Below are 18,986 nucleotides of genomic sequence, written 5' to 3' on the forward strand. Positions count from 1 at the left end.
CTGATCCGAGAACCGTCCGGGCTCCACCCGCCCCGGCCCACCGGCCGGGACGGGTGGAGCCCGCTGCCGTGCGCCGGTGCCGCGCGGTCCGGGCCCCGGCGGTGTATGCAGGAGGCATGGATCCTCGGCCGCCGTACCCACGCACACGCCGGTTGCGGGAATCTCGCGCGGTGCTCCTGTCGGTCCCGTTCGCCCTGATCGCGGTGGTGACGGTGGTCGACGTCCTGGCGCCGCCGGACGTCCATCTGGGTCCCTTCCTCGTCGCCGCACCGGCCCTGACCGCCTCCTTCGCGGGGCCCCGGATGACCGGATTCGTCGGGGCGGTGGCGGTGGCGGCGCAGGTGGCGGTCGCCATCGCCCGCACCACCCTCACCGACCTCAACCACACCTTCCAGATCATCGCGCTGGTGCTGATCTCGGCCTTCGTTACCTTCTTCGCACACCTGCGCGAGCTCCACGAGGAGCAGCTCACCCGGCTGCGTTCCGTGGCCGTGGCCGCCCAGCAGGTGGTCCTGCGGCCGCTGCGCGACCGGATGGGACCGCTGCGGATCGCCTCCGTGTACCTGGCCGCCGAGGCCGAGGCACAGATCGGCGGCGACCTCTACGCGGCTGCGCGGACCGCCGAGAGCACCCGGCTGATCATCGGCGACGTCCGGGGCAAGGGCCTGGAGGCGGTCGGGGACGCCGCGATCGTCCTCGGCGCGTTCCGGGCCGCCGCCCACCTGGAGGCCGATCTGCCGGGGCTCGTCGCCCATCTGGAGGCCGCCGTGGCCACCGATCCCGACCGGGACGCGGACGGCCCCGGGCAGCCGGCGGAGGGTTTCACCACCGCGGCCGTCCTCGACATCCCCGACGGGGAACCCTCCCTGCGGCTCGTCAGCTGCGGACACCCGCCGCCCCTGCTGCTGCGCGGCGGCCTCGTCGTACCCCTCCAGGTGGACCATCCGGCTCCGCCGCTGGGCCTCTCGGAGTTCGTGGACACCGGCTTCGCCCCGCAGTCCTTCTCCTTCGAGCCGGGCGACGTGGTGCTCCTGTACACGGACGGGGTCATCGAGGCGCGCGACGCCTCGGGTGCGTTCTACCCGCTCGCGGAGCGGGCCGCGGACTGGCCCGGCGACGGCCCGGACGCCCTCCTGCGCCACCTGTGCGCGGACCTCCTGGCCCACGCACCGGGCGGCCAGCTGGGGGACGACGCGGCGATGGTGGCCATCGAGCGCGTCGGCGGCTGAGCGGGGGCGGGTTCAGCCGCTGTCGCGGACCGCGACGATGCCGTTGAAGACGCCCACGTAGGCGGTGCCGTCGGGGCCCAGGGTGATCGGGGCCCAGTTGTTGTCGTACAGCGGGCCCGTGCCGGTGAGCCGGCGCCAGCGGCGCTCGCCGGTGCGGAAGTCCACCGCCGTCAGGTACCAGGCGTCGATCCCCCAGATGTTCGGTTCCTTCTCGTAGAAGTACAGCAGCCCGTTCCCGGTGGAGAGCTTGGGGACCACGGAGGGCGAGCGGACCGGGCTCTGCCAGACCGTGTCGCAGCCGCTGCCGTCGGCCCGCACGTCGATGCGGCTGGCGCCGCCGACGACCGACTTGCCGAGGACCAGCGAGGTGATGTTCTCGTAGCCGTAGTTGTTCTCCACGACGATGCTGTTGCCCCAGGTGATCAGGGAATTGTCGGTGGTCGAGGCGCCCGCTCCGAAGACCGGCACCCTGCACACCAGCCGCTGTCCCTCGGGCACGTCCGTGCCCCGCTTGTAGACCAGGACGTTCATCCGGTCGTCGGCGTTGTCGGTGATCGCGACGTAGCCGTCGCCGAAGAGGTCCGGGGTGGTGCCCGAGCCCTGGTTCACCGAGCCGGGCTTGGTCCCCGTACCCCGGTCGTACGTCTGGCGCCACTGGGCGACGGGGGTGCCGTCGGCGTCGGCGCGGAAGCTGTAGAGGGCGTGGTCGGTGACGATGGACACGCCGTCCTCGGCCACCGAGAAGGAGTTCTGGATCTCCTCCCCCGGCAGCCGGATCGAGCGGATCCGCGAGGTCGCCGGGTCCACGGTGCCGACCCGGCCCTGGCGGGTGACCCACCAGATGCGGCCGTTCCAGTCGGGCATCACGGAGGTGACGGGGTCGCAGGTGCCGGTGGGCCGCAGGTTGGTCCAGTCCGCGCAGTCGTGCGGGACCTGGCCGGTGAGGTCCCAGTCGTCGTCGGCCCTGAACCGCCACGTGCCGTCGGGACCCTGGGCGTGGGAGAGGCGCAGGATGTGCTGGCGGGAGTCGGCCAGCACCGCCCGGTCCTCGTTGTCCAGGTAGAAGTAGGCGCCGCCCGAGGTGTCCTTGAAGATCTTCGACAGGTCGAGGGTGCTGATCGCCCGGACCGTCGAGGAGCGCTGCGGGAGCTGGTACTCCGCGAGCGGGGCGAGCGTGCGCGGTTCCAGCAGCTCCACCTTGAAGCCGCTGAAGGTGCCGCACACCGTGACCAGCCGGCCGGCCGAGTCGAAGGTGGCGGTGGCGCATTCGCCGCCGAGGGCCGCGATCTTCTCGCTCGTCACCGTCGGCTTCCTGCCGAGCGGCCCGGACCAGGGGGAGGTGGCGCTGCCCGACGCGTCGGAGTGCATGCCGCTGCGGCCGTTGGGGGCCATGAACGGGTGCTGCGGCGGGGCTTGTCCGGGCAGCGGAGCGGCGGTGGCGGGACCGCCCTCGTAGTGGCTGACCAGGCGGTGGCCGGGGGCCAGGGGTATCCCGTCCGCGGCGGCCGGGGACAATCCGGAGACCACCGCGAAGACGGCCAGGGCCGGCAGCACCGCACGGTTCAGCGCTCTTGGGAACATCCGGGCTTCCTCCATGGTCCGCGGCTCTGCTGACACCGCGTCCGACGTCGCGCCGCCGCCAGACGGTAGGTCGCAGTGCCGAAGGAGTCCATGGAGGAACGGGATGAATGCCGATGCGGTCAGCGTCCGCCGTCGGCCGGTTCCGGGGCGAGCTGCCCCACCCCGGCCGTGCGGCGAGCCGGTCAGGGTTTCAGGAGCCCGCCGGGACCCGGCCAGGGCCCCGGGGGCCGGTCAGGGCTTCAGGCCGCCGACCACGTCCGCCGTGGCCGAGACGCCGTGCTGGATGGTCGCCGACAGGCTGCTGCTCGCGAGGTAGAAGCCGAGCAGCACGCAGACGAGCGCGTGCGACAACTTGAGGCCGCCACCGCGCATGAAGATCCACGCGAGGACGAGGAGCAGGACGACGACGGAGAGGGAGATCACCATCGGAACACCTCCTTGTGCGGCGCCATGGTGGCGCAGGAAGAGGGCCCTTAGAGCGAAACTCGTGTCCGCCAAACGGGTGTTGACCGTCCGTGACCGGGGTTCAATCCTTGACGATCTCTTCCCAGCGGGTCGTTCGGTCGCACCAGCGTCCGAGCAGCACGGGGTCGTGGCCCACCGCCAGGAGTCCGGCGCCGGTCCGCGCGCGGTACTCCTCGACCACGCCGACCAGGGCTGCGGTGGTGGAGGCATCGAGCATCGCGGTCATCTCGTCGCACACCAGCCAGCGCGGCCGCAGCACCAACGCCCGCGCCAGGCATGCCCGTTGCAGCTGGCCGTCGCTGACCTCGTGGGGCCGCCGGGCGAGCAGGTCGTCGCCGAGGCCGACCCGGTCCGCCAACTCGGGGACGACAGAGTCGACTTCGCTACGCCGCCCGGTCGCGCGGAGGGGTTCGGCGACGAGGTCGCGCAGCCTGAGCCGGGGGTCCGCCGACAGCCGGGGCTGCTGGAACACCACGCCGACGCCGGTGCGCAGGGAGCGCGGCGCCCTGTGCCGGAAGCCGGTCACGGCGCGGCCGTCGAAGGCCACGGTCCCCCGGTCGGGCCGGTGCAGCAGGGCCGCGACCCTGGCCAGGGTGGACTTGCCGCAGCCGCTGGGGCCGAGCAGTCCGAGGGCTTCGCCGGGTGCCAGGCTCAGGTGCGCGTTGCGCACGACGGGGGCCCGGCGGTCGTATCCGGCGGTGATGCCGGTGAGCTCAAGCATGGTGGCAGGCCACCCCTTCGGTGAGCGCGGGCACCTCGGCGCGGCAGCGGGCGTCGGCCAGGGGGCAGCGGGCGGCGAAGGCGCAGCCGGGCGGGAGGGCGCCCAGTTCGGGCGGGGCGCCGGGGATCGGGACGAAGGCGCGCTCCGGAAGGGCGTCGAGGAGCCCGCGGGCATAGGGGTGCCGAGGCCCTGGTTCACCGAAGAAGGCTGTGGCGGGGGCCGTTTCCACGATGCGGCCCGCGTACATGACGGCCACGGTGTCGGCGATGCGCTGGGCCGCCGCGAGGTCGTGCGTGATCATCAGCAGCGCGCGGCCGGCCGCCCGGGTGTGGGCCCTCAGCTCGTCGACGGTGCGGTGGACGAGGTCCCGGTCGAGCCCGGTGGTCGGCTCGTCGGCGAGGAGCAGGGGGGCGTCGCCGATCAGGGCGAGGGCGGTGGCCGCGCGCTGGGCGAGGCCGCCGGAGAGCTCGTGGGGGTGGCGGTCGAGGTGCGTGCCGGGGAACGCGGCCCGCTCGGCCGCGGCTTCGGCCGCCTCCCGGAGCTCCGGCTTGGTGGCTCCGGTCAGCTCCCGGACCGTCTCCTCGAGGTGGGACCGGATGGTGCGGACGGGTGTGAGGTGCGCGGCCGGGCTCTGCGGGACCAGGGCGACGCGGCGGCCCCGGACGGTCCGGGCGAGGGTCCGCTCGTCGAGGGCGAGGAGGTCGGTGCCGTCCGCGAGGCGGGCCGCGCCGGAGGTTTCGGCGTTGCCGGGGAGCAGGCCGAGGAGGGCGGAGGCGAGGACGGATTTGCCGCAGCCGCTCTCGCCGACGAGGGCCAGGCATTCGCCCGGAGCCAGGGTGAGGGTGGCGTCCGTGACGGCCCGGACGTGTCGGCCGCCGCGCATGCGGAAGCGGACGGACAGCCGGTCCAGGGTGAGGACGGGCGCGGCGGGGCCGCTTGCGGTGTGGTCGGTCACAGCGACAGCTCCGAGCGGCGTCGGGGATTGAGGCGCTCGCGCCAGGCGCCCGCGAGGCCGGCGATCGCCAGGGTCGGGAGGATCAGGAACAGCCCGGGGAAGAGGGTGGGCCACCAGTCGCCCGCGAGCAGGGAACCGCGGGCCGTCTGGACGAGGTTGCCCAGGCTCGCCTGGTGCGCGGGCAGGCCGAGGCCCAGGAAGGACAGCGCCGACTCGTGCCACATGGCGTGCGGGATCATCAGCACGGCCGCGAGTGCGGCCTGTGGCAGCACGCCGGGCACGAGGTGGCGGACGGTGACCCGCAGCCGGGAGGCGCCGCCCGAGACGGCCGCGTCCAGATGGGGCCGCGAGCGCAGCGAGAGCACCTCGGCCCGGACGATGCGGGCGGTGGACAGCCAGTGGGTCAGTGCCACGGAGACGACCACCGGCCACACGCCCGGACGGAACATCGCCACGATGAAGATGCCCAGCAGCAGGTGCGGGATCGAGGACAGGGCGTCCACCACACGCATGACGCACCGGTCCGTCCATCCGCCGAGCGCCCCGGCGGCCGCGCCGACCGCCGTGCCGATGACGGTGGCGGCCAGCGCCGCCACCAGGCCGACGAGCAGCGAGACCCGCAGCCCGTACAGGCAGCGCAGCAGCAGGTCGCGGCCCACGTCATCGGTGCCGAAGGGGTGGGCCCACGAGGGCGGCAGGAGTTTTGCCGACAAGTCGACCGTTTGCTGGTCTAGTTGGGCCAGCGGCGGTACGAGCAGGACCGCCAGGGCGAGGAGCGCGACGCACACCGCTGAGCTCCGCACCCGGATCGTGCGCGTCGAGCGCCGGCCCTTCCCGCGGGAGCGCCAGGTGACCTCGGCCGCGTCGGCCGCGGGCGCCCCCGCGGGGCCCGCGGCCCTTGCCGTGTCAGCCATCGAAGCCCACCCTCGGGTCCGCCAGTCCGTAGAGCAGGTCGGAGAGCAGGTTCCCGGCCAGTACCGCGGCCGTGGCCAGCACGGTCAGCGCGGCCAGCAGCGGGAAGTCCACGGAGGTCGCGGCCTGCACGGTGGCCGCCGCGATGCCGGGCCAGCTGAAGACGGTCTCCACCAGCAGGGCGCCGGTGATCAGCTCCGGTACCCGCGACCCGATCAGGGTCAGCATCGGGAGCATTCCGGAGCGCAGTCCGTGCCCGAGCAGTACCCGCCGCTCACCCACGCCCCGCGCACGAGCGCCCCGTACGGGGTCCTCTTCCAACGCGTCGGCCACGCCCTGCCTGACGTACAGGAAGAACCAGGGCAGTTGCGAGAGCCCCAGGACCAGCGCGGGAAGCACCAGGTGGCGGGCGACCTGCCCGGCCGTGACCACGTCGCTGCCCGCGTCGGTCAGGCCGCCGGAGGGCAGGACCCCCAGCCGCACCGAGAAGAACCAGATGGCGAGCAGGCCCAGCCAGAAGGCCGGGGCCGCTTCGAGGGTGTACGCGAGCGCGGAGACGGCCCGGTCGAGGAGCCCGCCCTGTCTGCGCGCGGCGAGCACTCCGAGCCCCGTCCCCAGCAGCAGGGCCACGGCGAAGGCGCTCAGGGCGAGCAGCGCCGACCAGCCGAGCCGTTCGCCGATGACGTCGGCGACCGGCTGGCGCATCACGGCGGAGGTGCCGAGGTCGCCGGTGAGCGCCGAGGTGAGCCACTCCCACCAGCGCGCGGTCAGGGGCTGGTCCACGCCGAGGTTGGCCGCCAGCCGGTCCAGTTCGGCCTGCGGGGCGGTGAGCCCGGCGGTGCCCGCGTACGCCTTGACGGGGTCGAAGGGGGACAGCTCGGCGACGGCGAAGACCCCGTAGGTGACGACGAGCAGGACGGGTCCGGCGAACAGGGTCCGCCGCGCCGCCATGCGCGCCATCGGCCGCCAGGGAGGCCGGACAGTGCGGGTGCGGGTGGTGCGGGTGGTCACTTGGCCGGACTCACTTCTGCTTCGGCTTCCAGTTCTCGATGTTCCACCAGGGGCCGGAGCCGAGGCCGTGGTCGTGCGGCTCCACCTGGGTGGAGGGGCCGTCCCACTTGTCGTTGACCACGTAGAGGTGGTCGATGTGGGTGAGGTAGATGTAGCCGGGGTTCTTGACGAGCTCGCGCTGGACCGTGTCGTACGCGGCCTTGCGGGCGGCCGGGTCGCCGCTCCTGCGGCCGTCGAGGAGCGCCCGGTCGACCGTCTTGTTGTCGTAGCGGGCCATGTTGTTGAAGCCGTCGCCCGCGAGCGAGGAGTTCAGCGTCAGGTACTGGTCGAAGTCGGGGTCGGCCGGGGAGCCGCCGCCCGCGAGGACGGCGTCGGTCTTCATCCGGGGCTCGATGACCTCCCAGCTGCCGGACTCGATCTTGACCTCGATGCCCGCCTTCCTGGCGTCGGAGGCGAAGGCCAGCGCGTGGTCCTGGCGGATCTTGTCCCCGGAGGTGTGCCACAGCGGGAAGGTGGCCCGCAGGCCCTTCTTGGCGCGGATGCCGTCGTCGCCGGGCACCCAGCCCGCCTCGTCGAGGATCTTCCTGGCCCCGGCGAGGTCGTGCGCGCGCTCCGTGCCGGCCGCGAACCAGGGGCTGCCGGTGGGGACGGGGCCGTAGGCGGCCTTGCCGGCGCCTTCGAGGAGCTTGTCGACCATGGCGCCGCGGTCCACGGCGAGGTCGAGGGCCCGGCGGACCGCCACGTCACCGGTGACCTCGTTGTCGGTCGGCATGGTGACGTTGCGGTAGTCGAAGGTCTTGGCCGTCCATGTCCTTCGCGCCTCGTCGCCCTTGAACGCCCCGGCCAGGTTCGGCGGCAGGATCGCCCCGTCCAGTTCTCCGGAGCGCAGCCGGGTGGCGCGTACGTCGTCGTCCTTGATGACGGCCATGGTGAACTTCTTGACCGCGGGTTCGCCGCCCCAGTAGGACGGGTTGGCCTTGAAGCTGAGCTTCTCGCCCTTGGACCAGGCGGTGAGCACGTACGGTCCGGTGCCGACGGGTTTGGCGGCGAAGTCCCCGCTGTTGACGTCCTGGCGGCCCGCGATGTGCTCGGGGGCGATGGGCAGGACGGTCCGCTCGGCGAACGGGGCGTAGGGGTACTTCAGGCGGAAGACGACGGCGTCCTGCCCCTGGGCCTCGACGCCGGCGATCGCGTCGAGCTCGGACTTGGAGGCGTTGTTGGTCTTCTCGTGGAGGATCGTCCGGTAGGTGAAGACCACGTCCGTGGCGCCGAAGGGCTGCCCGTCGCTGAACTTCACGCCCTGGCGGAGCCGGTAGGTGTACGTGAGCCCGTCCGCGGAGACCTCCGGCAGGGCCTGGGCCAGGGCCGGCTTCAGCTTCATGTCCGCGTCGTGGGCCAGCAGCCCGTCGAAGATCTTCGAGTTGCCGTCCTTGCCGTAGCCCAGCAGGGGGCTGAGGGTCTCCGGCTCGTTGGCTATGCCCACCACGGCGGAGTCCGGTCCCGCGGACGCGGTTCCTCCCGTGGGGCCCGAACAGGCCGCGAGGCCCGTGATGAGTGCGGCGGCCGCGGTCGCGCCGACCGGTCCCCGTATGGTCCGGGCCCTCATGCTGTGCACTTCCCTGCTGCTTTCGATCACTATCTGATGAAAAATCCTGCTTATTGCAAAGAGATCGCAATAATGCCAGACGGGGACGGGAGAAGACGAACGCGCGGGTCTTGCCCGGCCGCCGCAGGGCGTGCCATATATGTCTAGACCATTAAGAGCCGGAGGAAGAGGGCGCCGCCGTGCACCACCCCGCGCCACGCACCGCAGCGAGGCTCCCGTCCCCCGCACCGGCCTTGCCCCTGACCCTGGCACTGGCACTGGCCCTCGCCGCGGCCGCCCTGACGGCGTGCACCTCGGCCGACACCACGCCCCCGCACGCCCCCGCCGAGCTCACCGCCCAGGCGGGCAGCGCCACTTCGGTCCACGTGATGTGGCAGTCGGCCGCCCCCGCCGACGGGGTGACCTCCTTCCTGGTCTTCCAGGCCGGCAGCCTGGTCCGCGAGCTCCCCGCCGACAAGACGATGGTGGACATCACCGGGCTCACCCCGCAGACCGCGTACGGGTTCACGGTCCGGGCCCGCGACGCCGCCGGGAACACCTCGCCGCCCAGCGCCTCCGCCTCCGCCACCACCCCCGCCGCCAAGGCCGAGGACCGGCAGCCGCCGACGGCCCCGCCCCGAGCGGCCGGACGCGCGCTCGGACCCACCTCCGCGGTGCTGAGCTGGGCCCCCGCCACCGATGACGCGGGGGTCACCGCGTACGACGTCTACCAGGGCACCGCCCGGATCCACACGGTCGGCCCCGGCACCACCGAGACCACCCTGGAAGGCCTCCAGCCCGACACCGTGTACACCTTCACGGTCAGGGCCCGCGACGGCGCCGACAACTCCTCCCCCGACGGCCCGCCGGTGGACGTGACCACTCCGGCCGGTCCGGGGCAGCGGCCCGACACCGCCCCCGCCGAGTTCACGGCGCTCGCCTCACCGGGCGCGGTCACCCTCGCCTGGACCGCCCCGCCGACCGGCAAGGAGACCAGCGAGTACGAGCTCTACGTCAACGGCCGTCCCACCACCGTCATCCAGTTCGGTACGGGCGCGGTCCCGGCCGGCCGCGCGGAACACCGCCTCTCGGTCACCGAACCGGCGGGCACCGTATGGACGGTGAAGCTGCGGGCCCGGCTGCCCGACGGCAATTGGGGAGCCTTTTCGGCCGAGCGGCGGGTCGTACTCGCCGCACCGTAACCAGACTCCGTCCCTCCGATCTGCCCCGAACGGCACTGCGGGGAAAGAAGATCGCGCACAATACATGCGTGTTCGGTGAGTACTCGGTCAACAACAATCAGCCAGATCCCGCGGACGGCCCCGCTGAGCCAGACTCTGGCGCCGTGCCGGGAAACCTGCCGCCGGAGACGGCGAGCTTCGTGGGCCGCGAGCGTGAACTCGGCCTGCTGTACGAACTGCTGCGCGGGCAGAGGCTGGTCACGCTCACGGGCGTCGGCGGCGTCGGCAAGTCCAGGCTCGCGCTGCGCGCCGCCGCGGATGCCCGCCAGCACCGCCGCGACGGCGTCTGGTGGGTGGAGCTCTCGCCCCTGCGCGACCCCGAGTTGCTCACCGCCACCGTCGCGCACGCCCTCGGTCTCGCCCACCAGTCCCCGCGCCCGCTGGACGAGGAACTGTGCGCGTGGATGGCCGACAAGGAGCTGCTGCTCGTCCTCGACACCTGCGAGCACCTGGTCGCCGCCTGCCGCCACCTCGTCGGCGAACTCCTGCAGTCCGCCCCCGGGCTGACGGTCCTGATCACCTCCCGCGAACCGGTCGCCTCCCCCGGCGAGAAGGTGGTCGAGGTCAGTCCGCTGCCCTGCGACGGCCCCGACAGCGACGCCCTGGCCCTCTTCCGGGCCCGCGCCCTGGCCGCCACCCCCCAGGCCGCTGCCGCCTTCGCCGATCCGGAGCGGGCGGCCGTCGCCCTCGAGGTGTGCCGCCGCCTGGACGGGATCCCGCTCGCCCTCGAACTGGCCGGCGCCCGGATGCGGTTGTGGACCCTGGAGCAGATGGCGGAGCGCCTCGGCGTCCGCTTCGACCTGCTGTCCGACACCACCGCCGCCGCCCGGCTCCCCCGGCATCAGACGATGCGGACCACCATCGGCTGGAGCCACGAGCTGTGCGAGCCGGTGGAGCGGCTGCTGTGGGCCCGGCTCTCGGTCTTCACCGGGGACTTCGACGTGGCCGCGGCGCGGGCGGTCTGCTCGGGCGGTCCGCTGCCCGCCGGGCGCGTGGAGCGGGTGCTGTCGGGCCTGGTCGCGAAGTCGGTGGTGCGGATCACGCGGGAGCGCGGCGCGGGCGCCCGCTACCGGATGCTGGACACGATCCGCGAGTACGGCCAGGACTGGCTGGTGGAGCTCGGGGAGGTACGGACCCTCGCCGACCGGCACGCCCACTGGTACGCGGCGCTCTCGCAGGCCGCCGAGCGGGGCTGGCTGGGCCCCGGCCAGGTGGACTGGTACCGCAGGATGACCGCGGAGCACGCGCAGCTGCGTACCGCCCTGGAGCATCTGATCGGCTCGGATCCCGCGGCGGCCCTGGAGACGGCCGGAGCCCTGTGGTTCTTCTGGTTCTCCTGCGGGCACGTCCAAGAGGGCCGGGGCTTCGTGGAACGGGCCCTGAGCGCGGCCCGGCCCACCGGAGCCGCGTACACCCAGGGGCTGTGGGCGCTGGGGCTGACGGCCCTGGTCCAGGGCGACCTGGAGACGGCCCGGCGGGTCGGCGAGGAGTGCGCCCGGGCGGCGGCCGCTCTGGCCGACCCGGAACCGGAGCTGCGCGCGGCCTATCTGCTCGCGGTCGCGGTGCTGATGCCGGGCGATCCGGTACGGGCGCTCGCGCTGGCGGGTCCCCGGGCCCGCGCGGGCCACGGCGGCCGCACCAGCGGCCCGGGCTGGCTGCTGTGCCGGCTGGCCACCGCCTACGCCCTGTGCGACCTCGGGCGCTTCGAGGAGGCCATGCACGAGGCGGGAGGGCTGCGCGAGGCCTGCGCGGAGCTGGGCGAGCGCTGGCTGCGGGCGTACGCGGACTACGTCCTGGCCGTGGCGGCACTGGGGCTCGGGCACCACGGGGAGGCTGCCCGGCACGTACGGGCGATGCTCTCGGGCAAGCGGCTGCTGGGCGACCGCTTCGGCATCGCGCTCGGCCTGGACCTGCTCGCGGCGGCGGTGGCGGCCATGGGCGACGGCGAACTGGCGGCGCGGCTGCTGGGCACCGGGCACGCGTGGTGGCGCACGGTCGGGCGGCCGCAGATGGGATCCCCCTCGCTGACGGCGTTGCGCGACGAGGGCGAGCGGCAGGCCAGGGCGGCGATCGGCGACGAGGCGTACGAGCACGCCTTCCTGGGTGGTGCTTCGGCGCCCACCGGCTGAGCTTGCGGCCGGTGGACACCGCGTAATCCCGGGGCTCCCGTCAGTACGGGAGGGGTCTGCCCGACGGTGTGCGCAGATCCAGGTCTCGGGGGGCGGGCTTGGGGACGGGCTTGCGGATCAGCTGCTGGCGCATGCTGCCTCCTCGCTCAGACCAGGGCCGGGCGGCGGGGTTCCACCGTGCGGCCGTCGGGGAGCAGTTCACCGGTGTCGTCGAAGACCACGAGGCCGTTGCAGAGCAGATTCCAGCCTTGTTCAGGATGGAAGGCCACGGTGCGGGCGGCGTCGTGATCGGCGCTGTCGGCGGTCGGGCAGGGGGGCTGGTGGGAGCACATGGCGCACCTCCTCGCAGAGTGGGGCGGGAGGGCCGGTGGTCACCCGGTCGAATCCGCGATCCACGGTGGCGGTGAGTATTGCTGATCGCCACCCCTGGACGGAACCCATATTCGCCGTCCAGTTCAGGGTGTGTATGCCCGATTACCATGCGCTCATGCCCGCTATCCGGATCATTCACCGAACTCGTCTCGCACCCGCCGAGGCATGGCGGCGGCTGACCGACTGGGAACGCCACGGCTCACAGGTTCCGCTCACCCGGACGATCATCGAGACGGCGCCTCCCACACACGTCGGAACGCGCTTCACGGCCCGCACGGGCGTGGGAAGCATCACGTTCGACGACCCGATGGAAGTGACCGTCTGGCAGCCCCCCGCGGACACCTCCGCGGGCCTGGTCCGCCTGGTCAAACGCGGTGGCGCCGTCACGGGCTGGGCGGAGATCGAAATCCGCCCCGCGCCCGGCGGCGGCTGCGAGGCCGAATGGCGCGAGGAGCTGCGCCTGCGCGGCCTCCCCCGCCTCTTCGCCCCCCTGACGGCCGCCGCCGCCCGCTTCCTCTTCGGCCGCGCCCTGCGGGCCCTCCTGCGCTGACGGGGCCCTCTCCCGCGCCGCACAGGGCCCCTGCGCCGAAGGGGACCCCTTGAGCCCCTCCGAGCCCCGCTCGAGCCCCCTTCCAGCCCCTGTCCAGCCACCGTCCGGCCCCGCGCTAGCGGATCGGCATGCCCGAGATCGTGCGCGCGATCACCAGCCGCTGGATCTCGCTCGTACCCTCGAAGATGGTGTAGATCGCGCTGTCCCGGTGCATGCGCTCCACCGGGTACTCGCGGGTGAAGCCGTTGCCGCCCAGGATCTGGACCGCCTGCGCGGTGACCTTCTTGGAGACCTCGCTCGCGAACAGCTTCGACATCGAGCCCTCGGCCGAGGTGAACGGCTTGCCCGCGACCGCCATCCAGGAGGCGCGCCACACCAGCAGACGGGCCGCGTCGATGGAGGTGCGCATGTCGGCGAGCTGGAAGGCCACGCCCTGGTTGTCGATGATCGGCCGGCCGAACTGCGTACGGGTCTTCGCGTAGTCGAGGGCGACCTCGTACGCGGCGCGCGCCGTGCCCACGGCCATGGCTCCGACGGCGGGGCGGGAGGCCTCGAAGGTGGCCATCGCGGCGTTCTTGACCCGCTCGCCGCCGCCCTCCTTGGCCCGCTCGTGGGCGCGCGCCAGGCGCTCGTCCAGCTTCTCCTTGCCGCCGAGCAGGCAGGAGCCGGGGATCCGGCAGTCCTCCAGGACCACCTCGGCGGTGTGCGAGGCGCGGATCCCGTGCTTCTTGAACTTCTGGCCCTGGGAGAGCCCGGGGGTGTTCGGCGGCACGATGAAGGAGGCGTGGCCCTTGGTGCCGAGCTCGGGGTCGACGACGGCCACGACGATGTGGACGTTGGCGATGCCGCCGTTGGTGGCCCAGGTCTTGGTGCCGTTGAGCACCCACTCGTCGGTGGCCTGGTCGTACACGGCGCGGGTGCGCATCGCGCCGACGTCGGAACCGGCGTCCGGCTCGGAGGAGCAGAAGGCGGCGACCTTCACGTCGTCGGGGGTGCCGTACATCTGCGGGATCCAGGTGCCGATCTGCTCCTCGGTGCCGTTGGCGACGACGCCGATGGCGGCGAGCCCGGTACCGACGATCGACAGCGCGATGCCCGCGTCGCCCCAGAACAGCTCTTCCATGGCCATCGGGATGCCGAGGCCGGTGGGGTCGAAGAACTGCTGGGCGTAGAAGTCGAGCGAGTAGATGCCGACCTTCGCGGCTTCCTGGATGACGGGCCACGGAGTCTCTTCGCGCTCGTCCCATTCCGCGGCAGCGGGGCGCATCACGTCGGCGGCGAAGCCGTGGATCCAGTCCCGTACCTGCTTCTGGTCGTCGTTCAGCTCCATGGTGAACTCCGCCATGTCCCCTCCAGCTTTCGTATCGCGCTGCCGTACAAGCAGTTACCAACGGTAACCCCATCTGTCCGACCAGTCTGTTACCGGCCGGTAAGCACTGTCAAGCAGCAGCAACGGCGGACCGCCGATGAGATCGCCAGGGTGTGCGGGGTGTTACGTTGCGTGGGCGTCAGGACATCGCAAGGGCGGGGAGTGGAACACGTCATGGAGAGCACACAGCAGGCCGGCGAGCCGGGAACGGCCGAGCGCCGGCGGCGGGAACTGCTGGAGGCGGCCGACCGGGTCGTCCTGCGGGACGGGCCGAAGGCGTCCATGAACGCCATCGCCGCGGAGGCCGGCATCACCAAGCCGATCCTCTACCGGCACTTCGGCGACAAGGCGGGCCTCTACCAGGCCCTCGCCGTCCGGCACACGGACGCCCTGCTCGACTCGCTGCGCGCGGCGCTCGACGCCCCCGCCGAGCGGCGCAGCCGGGTGGAGGCCACCCTCGACACCTATCTCGCCGCCATCGAGGCCCGCCCGCAGGTCTACCGCTTCCTCATGCACCCGGCCGAGGACTCCCAGGCCCCCGAACGCGGCTTCGACGTGGGCCTGCACTCGGCCCCGCTGCTGCGGCGCCTCGGCGAGGAGCTGGCTCAGGTCATCGGAGAACGCGTGGACCTCGGCCCCGGCGGCGAACGCCTGGCCCGGGTGTGGGGTCACGGGATCGTCGGCATGATGCACGCCGCGGGCGACTGGTGGCTCGGCGAGCGCCCCTGCGAGCGCGCGGAGCTCGTCACCGGCCTCACCGACCTCCTGTGGGGCCGCCTGGCCACCGCCGGCAACCGCGAGGACGGCCCCGGCTTCTGAGTTCTGCGGGGCACCTTGAGCCCGCCGGGCAAATCCAGCCCCGCCTGGCAAATCCAGCCCCGCCGGCGTTTGAGGCGCGGGGTCCGGGGCGGAGCCCCGGGAACCCCGGCTCCGCCGGGATCACTCCCCCAGGACGTGGATCCCGGCGGCGCCCCAGTCCGTCTTGCGGATCTGCTTGCGCAGCTTGCGCGCCCGCAGCCCCGTAACCCGCTCCGCGTACACGCCACCGGCCAGGTGGTCGCACTCGTGCTGCAAGCACCGCGCGAAGAACCCGGTCCCGGAGATCCGCACGGCCGCCCCGTCCGAGGTGACCCCCTCGACGACGGCCTCGTCGAAGCGGACCGTGGACGCCTCCAGCCCGGGCAGGGACAGGCAGCCCTCGGGCCCGGCGTACTCGTCCCCGTCGGCGGAGACCAGCCGCGGGTTGACGATGTGCCCGACGTGGCGGACGTCCTCGTCGTCGGGGCAGTCGTAGACGAACACCCGCTGCCCGACGCCGATCTGGTTCGCGGCCAGGCCGACGCCCTGGGCCGCGTACATCGTGGCGAACATGTCCTCGATGAGCCGGTCGAGGGCCGGTCCGAATTCGGTGACCTCCGCGCAAGCGGAATGGAGCACCGGGTCGCCCAGCAGGCTCATGGTGCGGACGATGCCGGAGGTACCGGGGATGGGGCGCTGTCGCATGGCCGTAAGAGTACGACGGGCGACTATATGAGGAGATCTTCGGCGGACCGGGGGCGCCGCGGTCAGGGCGCGGGCAGGTCATGGATAGGCTGGGGGCGACCGACGCAAGGAGGACAAGGGACGATGGCAGGCAACACAGAGCCGCTTTCGCCGCGGGCCAAGCTGGCCGTGACGGCGGGCAAGGCCGCGGCGGCGGTGTCGCGGGCCGCGGGACGCGGAAGCGGATCGGTGATCGGAGGCAAGGTCGCGCTCAAGCTCGACCCCGATCTCCTGGGCGCGCTGGCGCAGCATCTCGACGTCGTCCTCGTCTCGGCGACGAACGGCAAGACCACGACGACCCGGCTGATCGCGGAGGCCCTGCGGGCCAGCGGGCCGGTCGTCTCCAACGCGCTGGGCGCGAACATGCCCGCGGGCATCACCTCCGCCCTGGCGGGCGGCTCGGACGCCCGTTACGGCGTCATCGAGGTGGACGAGAAGTACCTGGCCGGGGTGGCCCGGGACGTCACCCCCAAGGTGATCGCCCTGCTCAACCTCTCCCGCGACCAGCTGGACCGCGCCGCCGAGACCCGCATGCTCGCGGAGAAGTGGCGCGAGGGCCTCTCCGGCTCCAAGGCGGTCGTCATCGCGAACGCGGACGACCCGCTGATCGTGTGGGCGGCCTCGTCCTCGGCGAACGTGGTGTGGGTGGCCGCCGGCCAGGAGTGGAAGGACGACGCCTGGTCGTGCCCCTCCTGCGGTGGCGTCATGCAGCGTCCGGGCGACGACTGGTACTGCGGCGAGTGCGGCTTCCGGCGTCCCACCCCGAGCTGGGTGCTCTCCGGCGACCACGTGCTCGACCCGCACGGCAGCGCCTGGCCGATCAACCTCCAGCTGCCGGGCCGCGCCAACAAGGCCAACGCGGCCACCTCGGCCGCCGTGGCCGCCGTCTTCGGCGTCCCGCCGCAGGTGGCGCTGGAGCGGATGTACCAGGTGCAGGCCGTGGCCGGCCGCTACGACGTGGTGAGCTTCCAGGGACGCGAGCTGCGGCTGCTGCTCGCGAAGAACCCGGCCGGCTGGCTGGAGACCTTCTCCCTGATCGACCCGCCGCCGACCCCGGTGATCCTGTCCGTGAACGCCCGCGGCGCGGACGGCACCGACACCTCGTGGCTGTGGGACGTGGACTACCCGCGCCTGGCCGGGCACCCGATCTTCGTGATCGGCGACCGCAAGCTGGACCTCGCGGTCCGCCTCGAAGTCGCGGGCCTGGACTTCCGGGTGTGCGAGACCCTCGACGAGGCCGTGCAGCTGGCGCCGCCCGGACAGATCGAGCTGATCGCCAACTACACCGCCTTCCAGGACGTGCGCCGCCGCGTCGGCAACTAGTACCCATAAGGACAAGAGCATGAGCGACAACAGCCTGCGTCTGGTGTGGGTCTACCCCGACCTGCTCAGCACGTACGGAGACCAGGGCAACGCCCTCGTCGTGGAGCGCCGGGCCCGCCGGCGCGGCCTGGACGTGCAGCGCGTGGACGTGCGCAGCGACCAGCCCATCCCCACCTCGGGCGACATCTACCTGATCGGCGGCGGCGAGGACCGGCCGCAGCGCCTCGCCGCGGAGCGGCTGGTGCGCGACGGCGGTCTGGAGCGTGCCGTCTCGAACGGGGCAATCGTCTTCTCCGTCTGCGCCGGCTACCAGATCCTGGGCCAGGAGTTCGTCAACGACGTCGGCGAGCGCCAGCAGGGCCTCGGCCTGCTCGACGTGGTGACCGTGCGCGGCGAGGGCGAGCGGTGCGTCGGCGACGTCCTGGCGGACATCGACCCGCGGCTCGGCCTGCCGCAGCTGACGGGCTTCGAGAACCACCAGGGCGTCACGCACCTGGGCCCGACGGCGAGGCCGTTCGCCCGGGTGTCGATGGGCCGGGGCAACGGGACCGGTGACGGCACCGAGGGCGCGTACAACGACACGGTGTTCGGCACCTACATGCACGGTCCCGTGATGGCCCGCAACCCGCAGATCGCGGACCTGCTGCTGAAGCTGGCCCTCGATGTGAACGCGCTGCCGCCCATCGACGACCGCTGGTACGACGCCCTGCGCGCGGAGCGGATCGCGGCGGCCGCGCAGCCCGCGTAGTCCGCACGGCCCCCTGGCGGCACCCCTCGTTCGGCCCGGATTCCCCTGGTGGAGTCCGGGCCGACGTGCGTTCGTACTACTTGTCCGACCAGCATGTGGAGGATGGTTCAGTCCACCGGCGTTCCACTTGTAGGGTGCAGGGTAGTTCCAACCGGACGACGTGGTCCGGTCGTCGGCCCACGTTGCAAAGGTCCTTCCTGCCATGCGCATTGGTGTGCTCACTTCCGGAGGCGACTGCCCCGGGCTCAATGCCGTCATCCGCTCCGTCGTACACCGCGCCGTCGTCGACCACGGGGACGAGGTCATCGGCTTCCGCGACGGCTGGCGCGGTCTGCTGGAGTGCGACTACCTCAAGCTCGACCTCGACGCCGTCAGCGGCATCCTGGCCCGGGGCGGAACGATTCTGGGCTCCTCCCGGGTCCAGCCCGCCCATCTGCGCGACGGCGTGGAGCGGGCCCGCGGCCACGTCGCGGACCTCGGCCTCGACGCGATCATCCCGATCGGCGGCGAGGGCACCCTCAAGGCCGCGAACCTGCTCTCCCAGGGCGGTCTCCCGATCGTCGGCGTCCCCAAGACCATCGACAACGACATCGCCTCCACCGACGTCACCTTCGGCTTCGACACCGCCGTCGGGGTGGCCACCGAGGCGCTGGACCGCCTGAAGACCACCGCCGAGTCCCACCAGCGCGTGATGGTCGTGGAGGTCATGGGCCGCCACACCGGCTGGATCGCCCTGCACTCGGGCATGGCGGCCGGCGCGCACGCGATCGTCGTGCCGGAGCGGCCCTTCGACATCGAGGAACTGACCGCGATCGTCGGCGAGCGCTTCTCGCAGGGCAAGCGGTTCGCGATCGTCGTGGTCGCCGAGGGCGCCAAGCCCGCCGAGGGCAGCTCGATGGCGCTGGAGGCGGGCGGCACCGACATGTACGGGCACGAGCGGTTCGCCGGCATAGGCAACCGGCTCGCCGTGGAGCTGGAGGACCGCCTCGGCAAGGAGGCCCGCCCGGTCATCCTGGGCCACGTCCAGCGCGGCGGCACGCCCACCGCGTACGACCGGGTCCTGGCCACCCGCTTCGGCTGGCACGCGGTGGAGGCGGCGCACCGGGGCGAGTTCGGAATGCTGACGGCACTGCGCGGCACGGACATCGTGATGGTCCCGCTCGACGACGCGGTCCAGACCCTCAAGACGGTCCCGGCCGAGCGGTACGCGGAGGCCCAGACCGTTCTGTGATCTTTCCCCTCTTTTGCGTATC

At 72.7% G+C, this 18,986-nt stretch carries 18 protein-coding genes; 8 read left to right on the forward strand and 10 right to left on the reverse strand.

Going from position 1 to position 18,986, the window contains the following annotated elements; all coding sequences use genetic code 11:
• Positions 1–116: 116 nt before the first annotated feature.
• Positions 117–1,229, forward strand: a complete 1,113-nt coding sequence (locus tag OG490_RS05525) for a PP2C family protein-serine/threonine phosphatase (protein ID WP_330295154.1) — start codon at positions 117–119, stop codon at positions 1,227–1,229.
• A 12-nt stretch (positions 1,230–1,241) separates the two neighbouring features.
• Here the strand turns inward: OG490_RS05525 and OG490_RS05530 are convergent, their stop codons facing one another.
• The 7 genes from OG490_RS05530 to OG490_RS05560 all read right to left on the reverse strand — a co-directional run bounded on the left by OG490_RS05530 (position 1,242) and on the right by OG490_RS05560 (position 8,480).
• Positions 1,242–2,810 (reverse strand): hypothetical protein, encoded by a 1,569-nt coding sequence (locus OG490_RS05530; RefSeq protein ID WP_330295155.1) that lies wholly within the window; start codon positions 2,808–2,810, stop codon positions 1,242–1,244.
• A gap of 231 nt (positions 2,811–3,041) precedes the next feature.
• Positions 3,042–3,236, reverse strand: coding sequence for a hypothetical protein (locus OG490_RS05535; RefSeq protein ID WP_330295156.1), 195 nt, complete (start codon positions 3,234–3,236; stop codon positions 3,042–3,044).
• Positions 3,237–3,336: 100 nt separating this feature from the next.
• The gene (locus tag OG490_RS05540) at positions 3,337–3,996 is read right to left on the reverse strand and encodes an ABC transporter ATP-binding protein (protein ID WP_330295157.1); all 660 of its coding nucleotides are present in this window, start codon (positions 3,994–3,996) and stop codon (positions 3,337–3,339) included.
• Positions 3,989–4,879 (reverse strand): ABC transporter ATP-binding protein, encoded by an 891-nt coding sequence (locus OG490_RS05545; RefSeq protein WP_330300791.1) that lies wholly within the window; start codon positions 4,877–4,879, stop codon positions 3,989–3,991. Before OG490_RS05545 ends, OG490_RS05540 begins: the two co-directional genes overlap by 8 nt.
• 68 nt (positions 4,880–4,947) lie before the next feature.
• A complete protein-coding gene (locus tag OG490_RS05550) occupies positions 4,948–5,865 on the reverse strand; it encodes an ABC transporter permease (RefSeq protein WP_330295158.1) in 918 nt (305 codons plus the stop codon).
• A complete protein-coding gene (locus OG490_RS05555) occupies positions 5,858–6,823 on the reverse strand; it encodes an ABC transporter permease (RefSeq protein ID WP_330300792.1) in 966 nt (321 codons plus the stop codon). The genes OG490_RS05550 and OG490_RS05555 overlap by 8 nt, the downstream gene beginning before the upstream one ends.
• A 61-nt stretch (positions 6,824–6,884) precedes the next feature.
• Positions 6,885–8,480 carry an ABC transporter substrate-binding protein gene (locus OG490_RS05560; RefSeq protein WP_330295159.1) on the reverse strand — a complete coding sequence of 532 codons (1,596 nt, stop codon included), beginning with the start codon at positions 8,478–8,480 and terminating at the stop codon, positions 6,885–6,887.
• 233 nt (positions 8,481–8,713) lie between these two features.
• On the opposite strand from OG490_RS05560, the gene OG490_RS05565 reads away from it, so the two are divergent.
• The gene (locus OG490_RS05565; RefSeq protein WP_330295160.1) at positions 8,714–9,661 is read left to right on the forward strand and encodes a fibronectin type III domain-containing protein; all 948 of its coding nucleotides are present in this window, start codon (positions 8,714–8,716) and stop codon (positions 9,659–9,661) included.
• 143 nt (positions 9,662–9,804) lie between these two features.
• On the forward strand, positions 9,805–11,829 hold the full coding sequence (locus OG490_RS05570; protein WP_330295161.1) for an ATP-binding protein: 2,025 nt from the start codon (positions 9,805–9,807) through the stop codon (positions 11,827–11,829).
• Positions 11,830–11,975: 146 nt separating this feature from the next.
• On the opposite strand, the gene OG490_RS05575 is transcribed toward OG490_RS05570, so the two are convergent.
• Complete coding sequence (locus OG490_RS05575) at positions 11,976–12,161, reverse strand: DUF5999 family protein (protein WP_330295162.1); 186 nt, start codon at positions 12,159–12,161, stop codon at positions 11,976–11,978.
• A 155-nt stretch (positions 12,162–12,316) separates the two neighbouring features.
• Here OG490_RS05575 and OG490_RS05580 point away from each other — a divergent pair, with 155 nt between their 5' ends.
• Complete coding sequence (locus OG490_RS05580; RefSeq protein WP_330295163.1) at positions 12,317–12,751, forward strand: SRPBCC family protein; 435 nt, start codon at positions 12,317–12,319, stop codon at positions 12,749–12,751.
• A gap of 115 nt (positions 12,752–12,866) precedes the next feature.
• On the opposite strand, the gene OG490_RS05585 is transcribed toward OG490_RS05580, so the two are convergent.
• The gene (locus OG490_RS05585; protein WP_330295164.1) at positions 12,867–14,096 is read right to left on the reverse strand and encodes an acyl-CoA dehydrogenase family protein; all 1,230 of its coding nucleotides are present in this window, start codon (positions 14,094–14,096) and stop codon (positions 12,867–12,869) included.
• 198 nt (positions 14,097–14,294) lie between these two features.
• On the opposite strand from OG490_RS05585, the gene OG490_RS05590 reads away from it, so the two are divergent.
• The gene (locus OG490_RS05590) at positions 14,295–14,939 is read left to right on the forward strand and encodes a TetR family transcriptional regulator (RefSeq protein ID WP_330295165.1); all 645 of its coding nucleotides are present in this window, start codon (positions 14,295–14,297) and stop codon (positions 14,937–14,939) included.
• Positions 14,940–15,059: 120 nt separating this feature from the next.
• On the opposite strand, the gene def is transcribed toward OG490_RS05590, so the two are convergent.
• Positions 15,060–15,623: a peptide deformylase gene (gene def / locus OG490_RS05595; protein WP_330295166.1), complete on the reverse strand. Its 564-nt coding sequence runs from the start codon at positions 15,621–15,623 to the stop codon at positions 15,060–15,062.
• Between the two features lie 123 nt (positions 15,624–15,746).
• Here def and OG490_RS05600 point away from each other — a divergent pair, with 123 nt between their 5' ends.
• The 3 genes from OG490_RS05600 to OG490_RS05610 all read left to right on the forward strand — a co-directional run bounded on the left by OG490_RS05600 (position 15,747) and on the right by OG490_RS05610 (position 18,964).
• The gene (locus tag OG490_RS05600) at positions 15,747–16,985 is read left to right on the forward strand and encodes a MurT ligase domain-containing protein (protein WP_330295167.1); all 1,239 of its coding nucleotides are present in this window, start codon (positions 15,747–15,749) and stop codon (positions 16,983–16,985) included.
• Between the two features lie 19 nt (positions 16,986–17,004).
• Entirely contained in the window at positions 17,005–17,733 is a 729-nt protein-coding gene (locus OG490_RS05605; RefSeq protein WP_330295168.1) for a type 1 glutamine amidotransferase, read from the forward strand.
• A gap of 202 nt (positions 17,734–17,935) precedes the next feature.
• Positions 17,936–18,964, forward strand: a complete 1,029-nt coding sequence (locus tag OG490_RS05610) for a 6-phosphofructokinase (protein WP_330295169.1) — start codon at positions 17,936–17,938, stop codon at positions 18,962–18,964.
• Positions 18,965–18,986 lie beyond the last annotated feature (22 nt).

It is taken from the genome of Streptomyces sp. NBC_00503, assembly GCF_036346895.1.
In the GTDB taxonomy this organism is placed as follows: domain Bacteria; phylum Actinomycetota; class Actinomycetes; order Streptomycetales; family Streptomycetaceae; genus Streptomyces.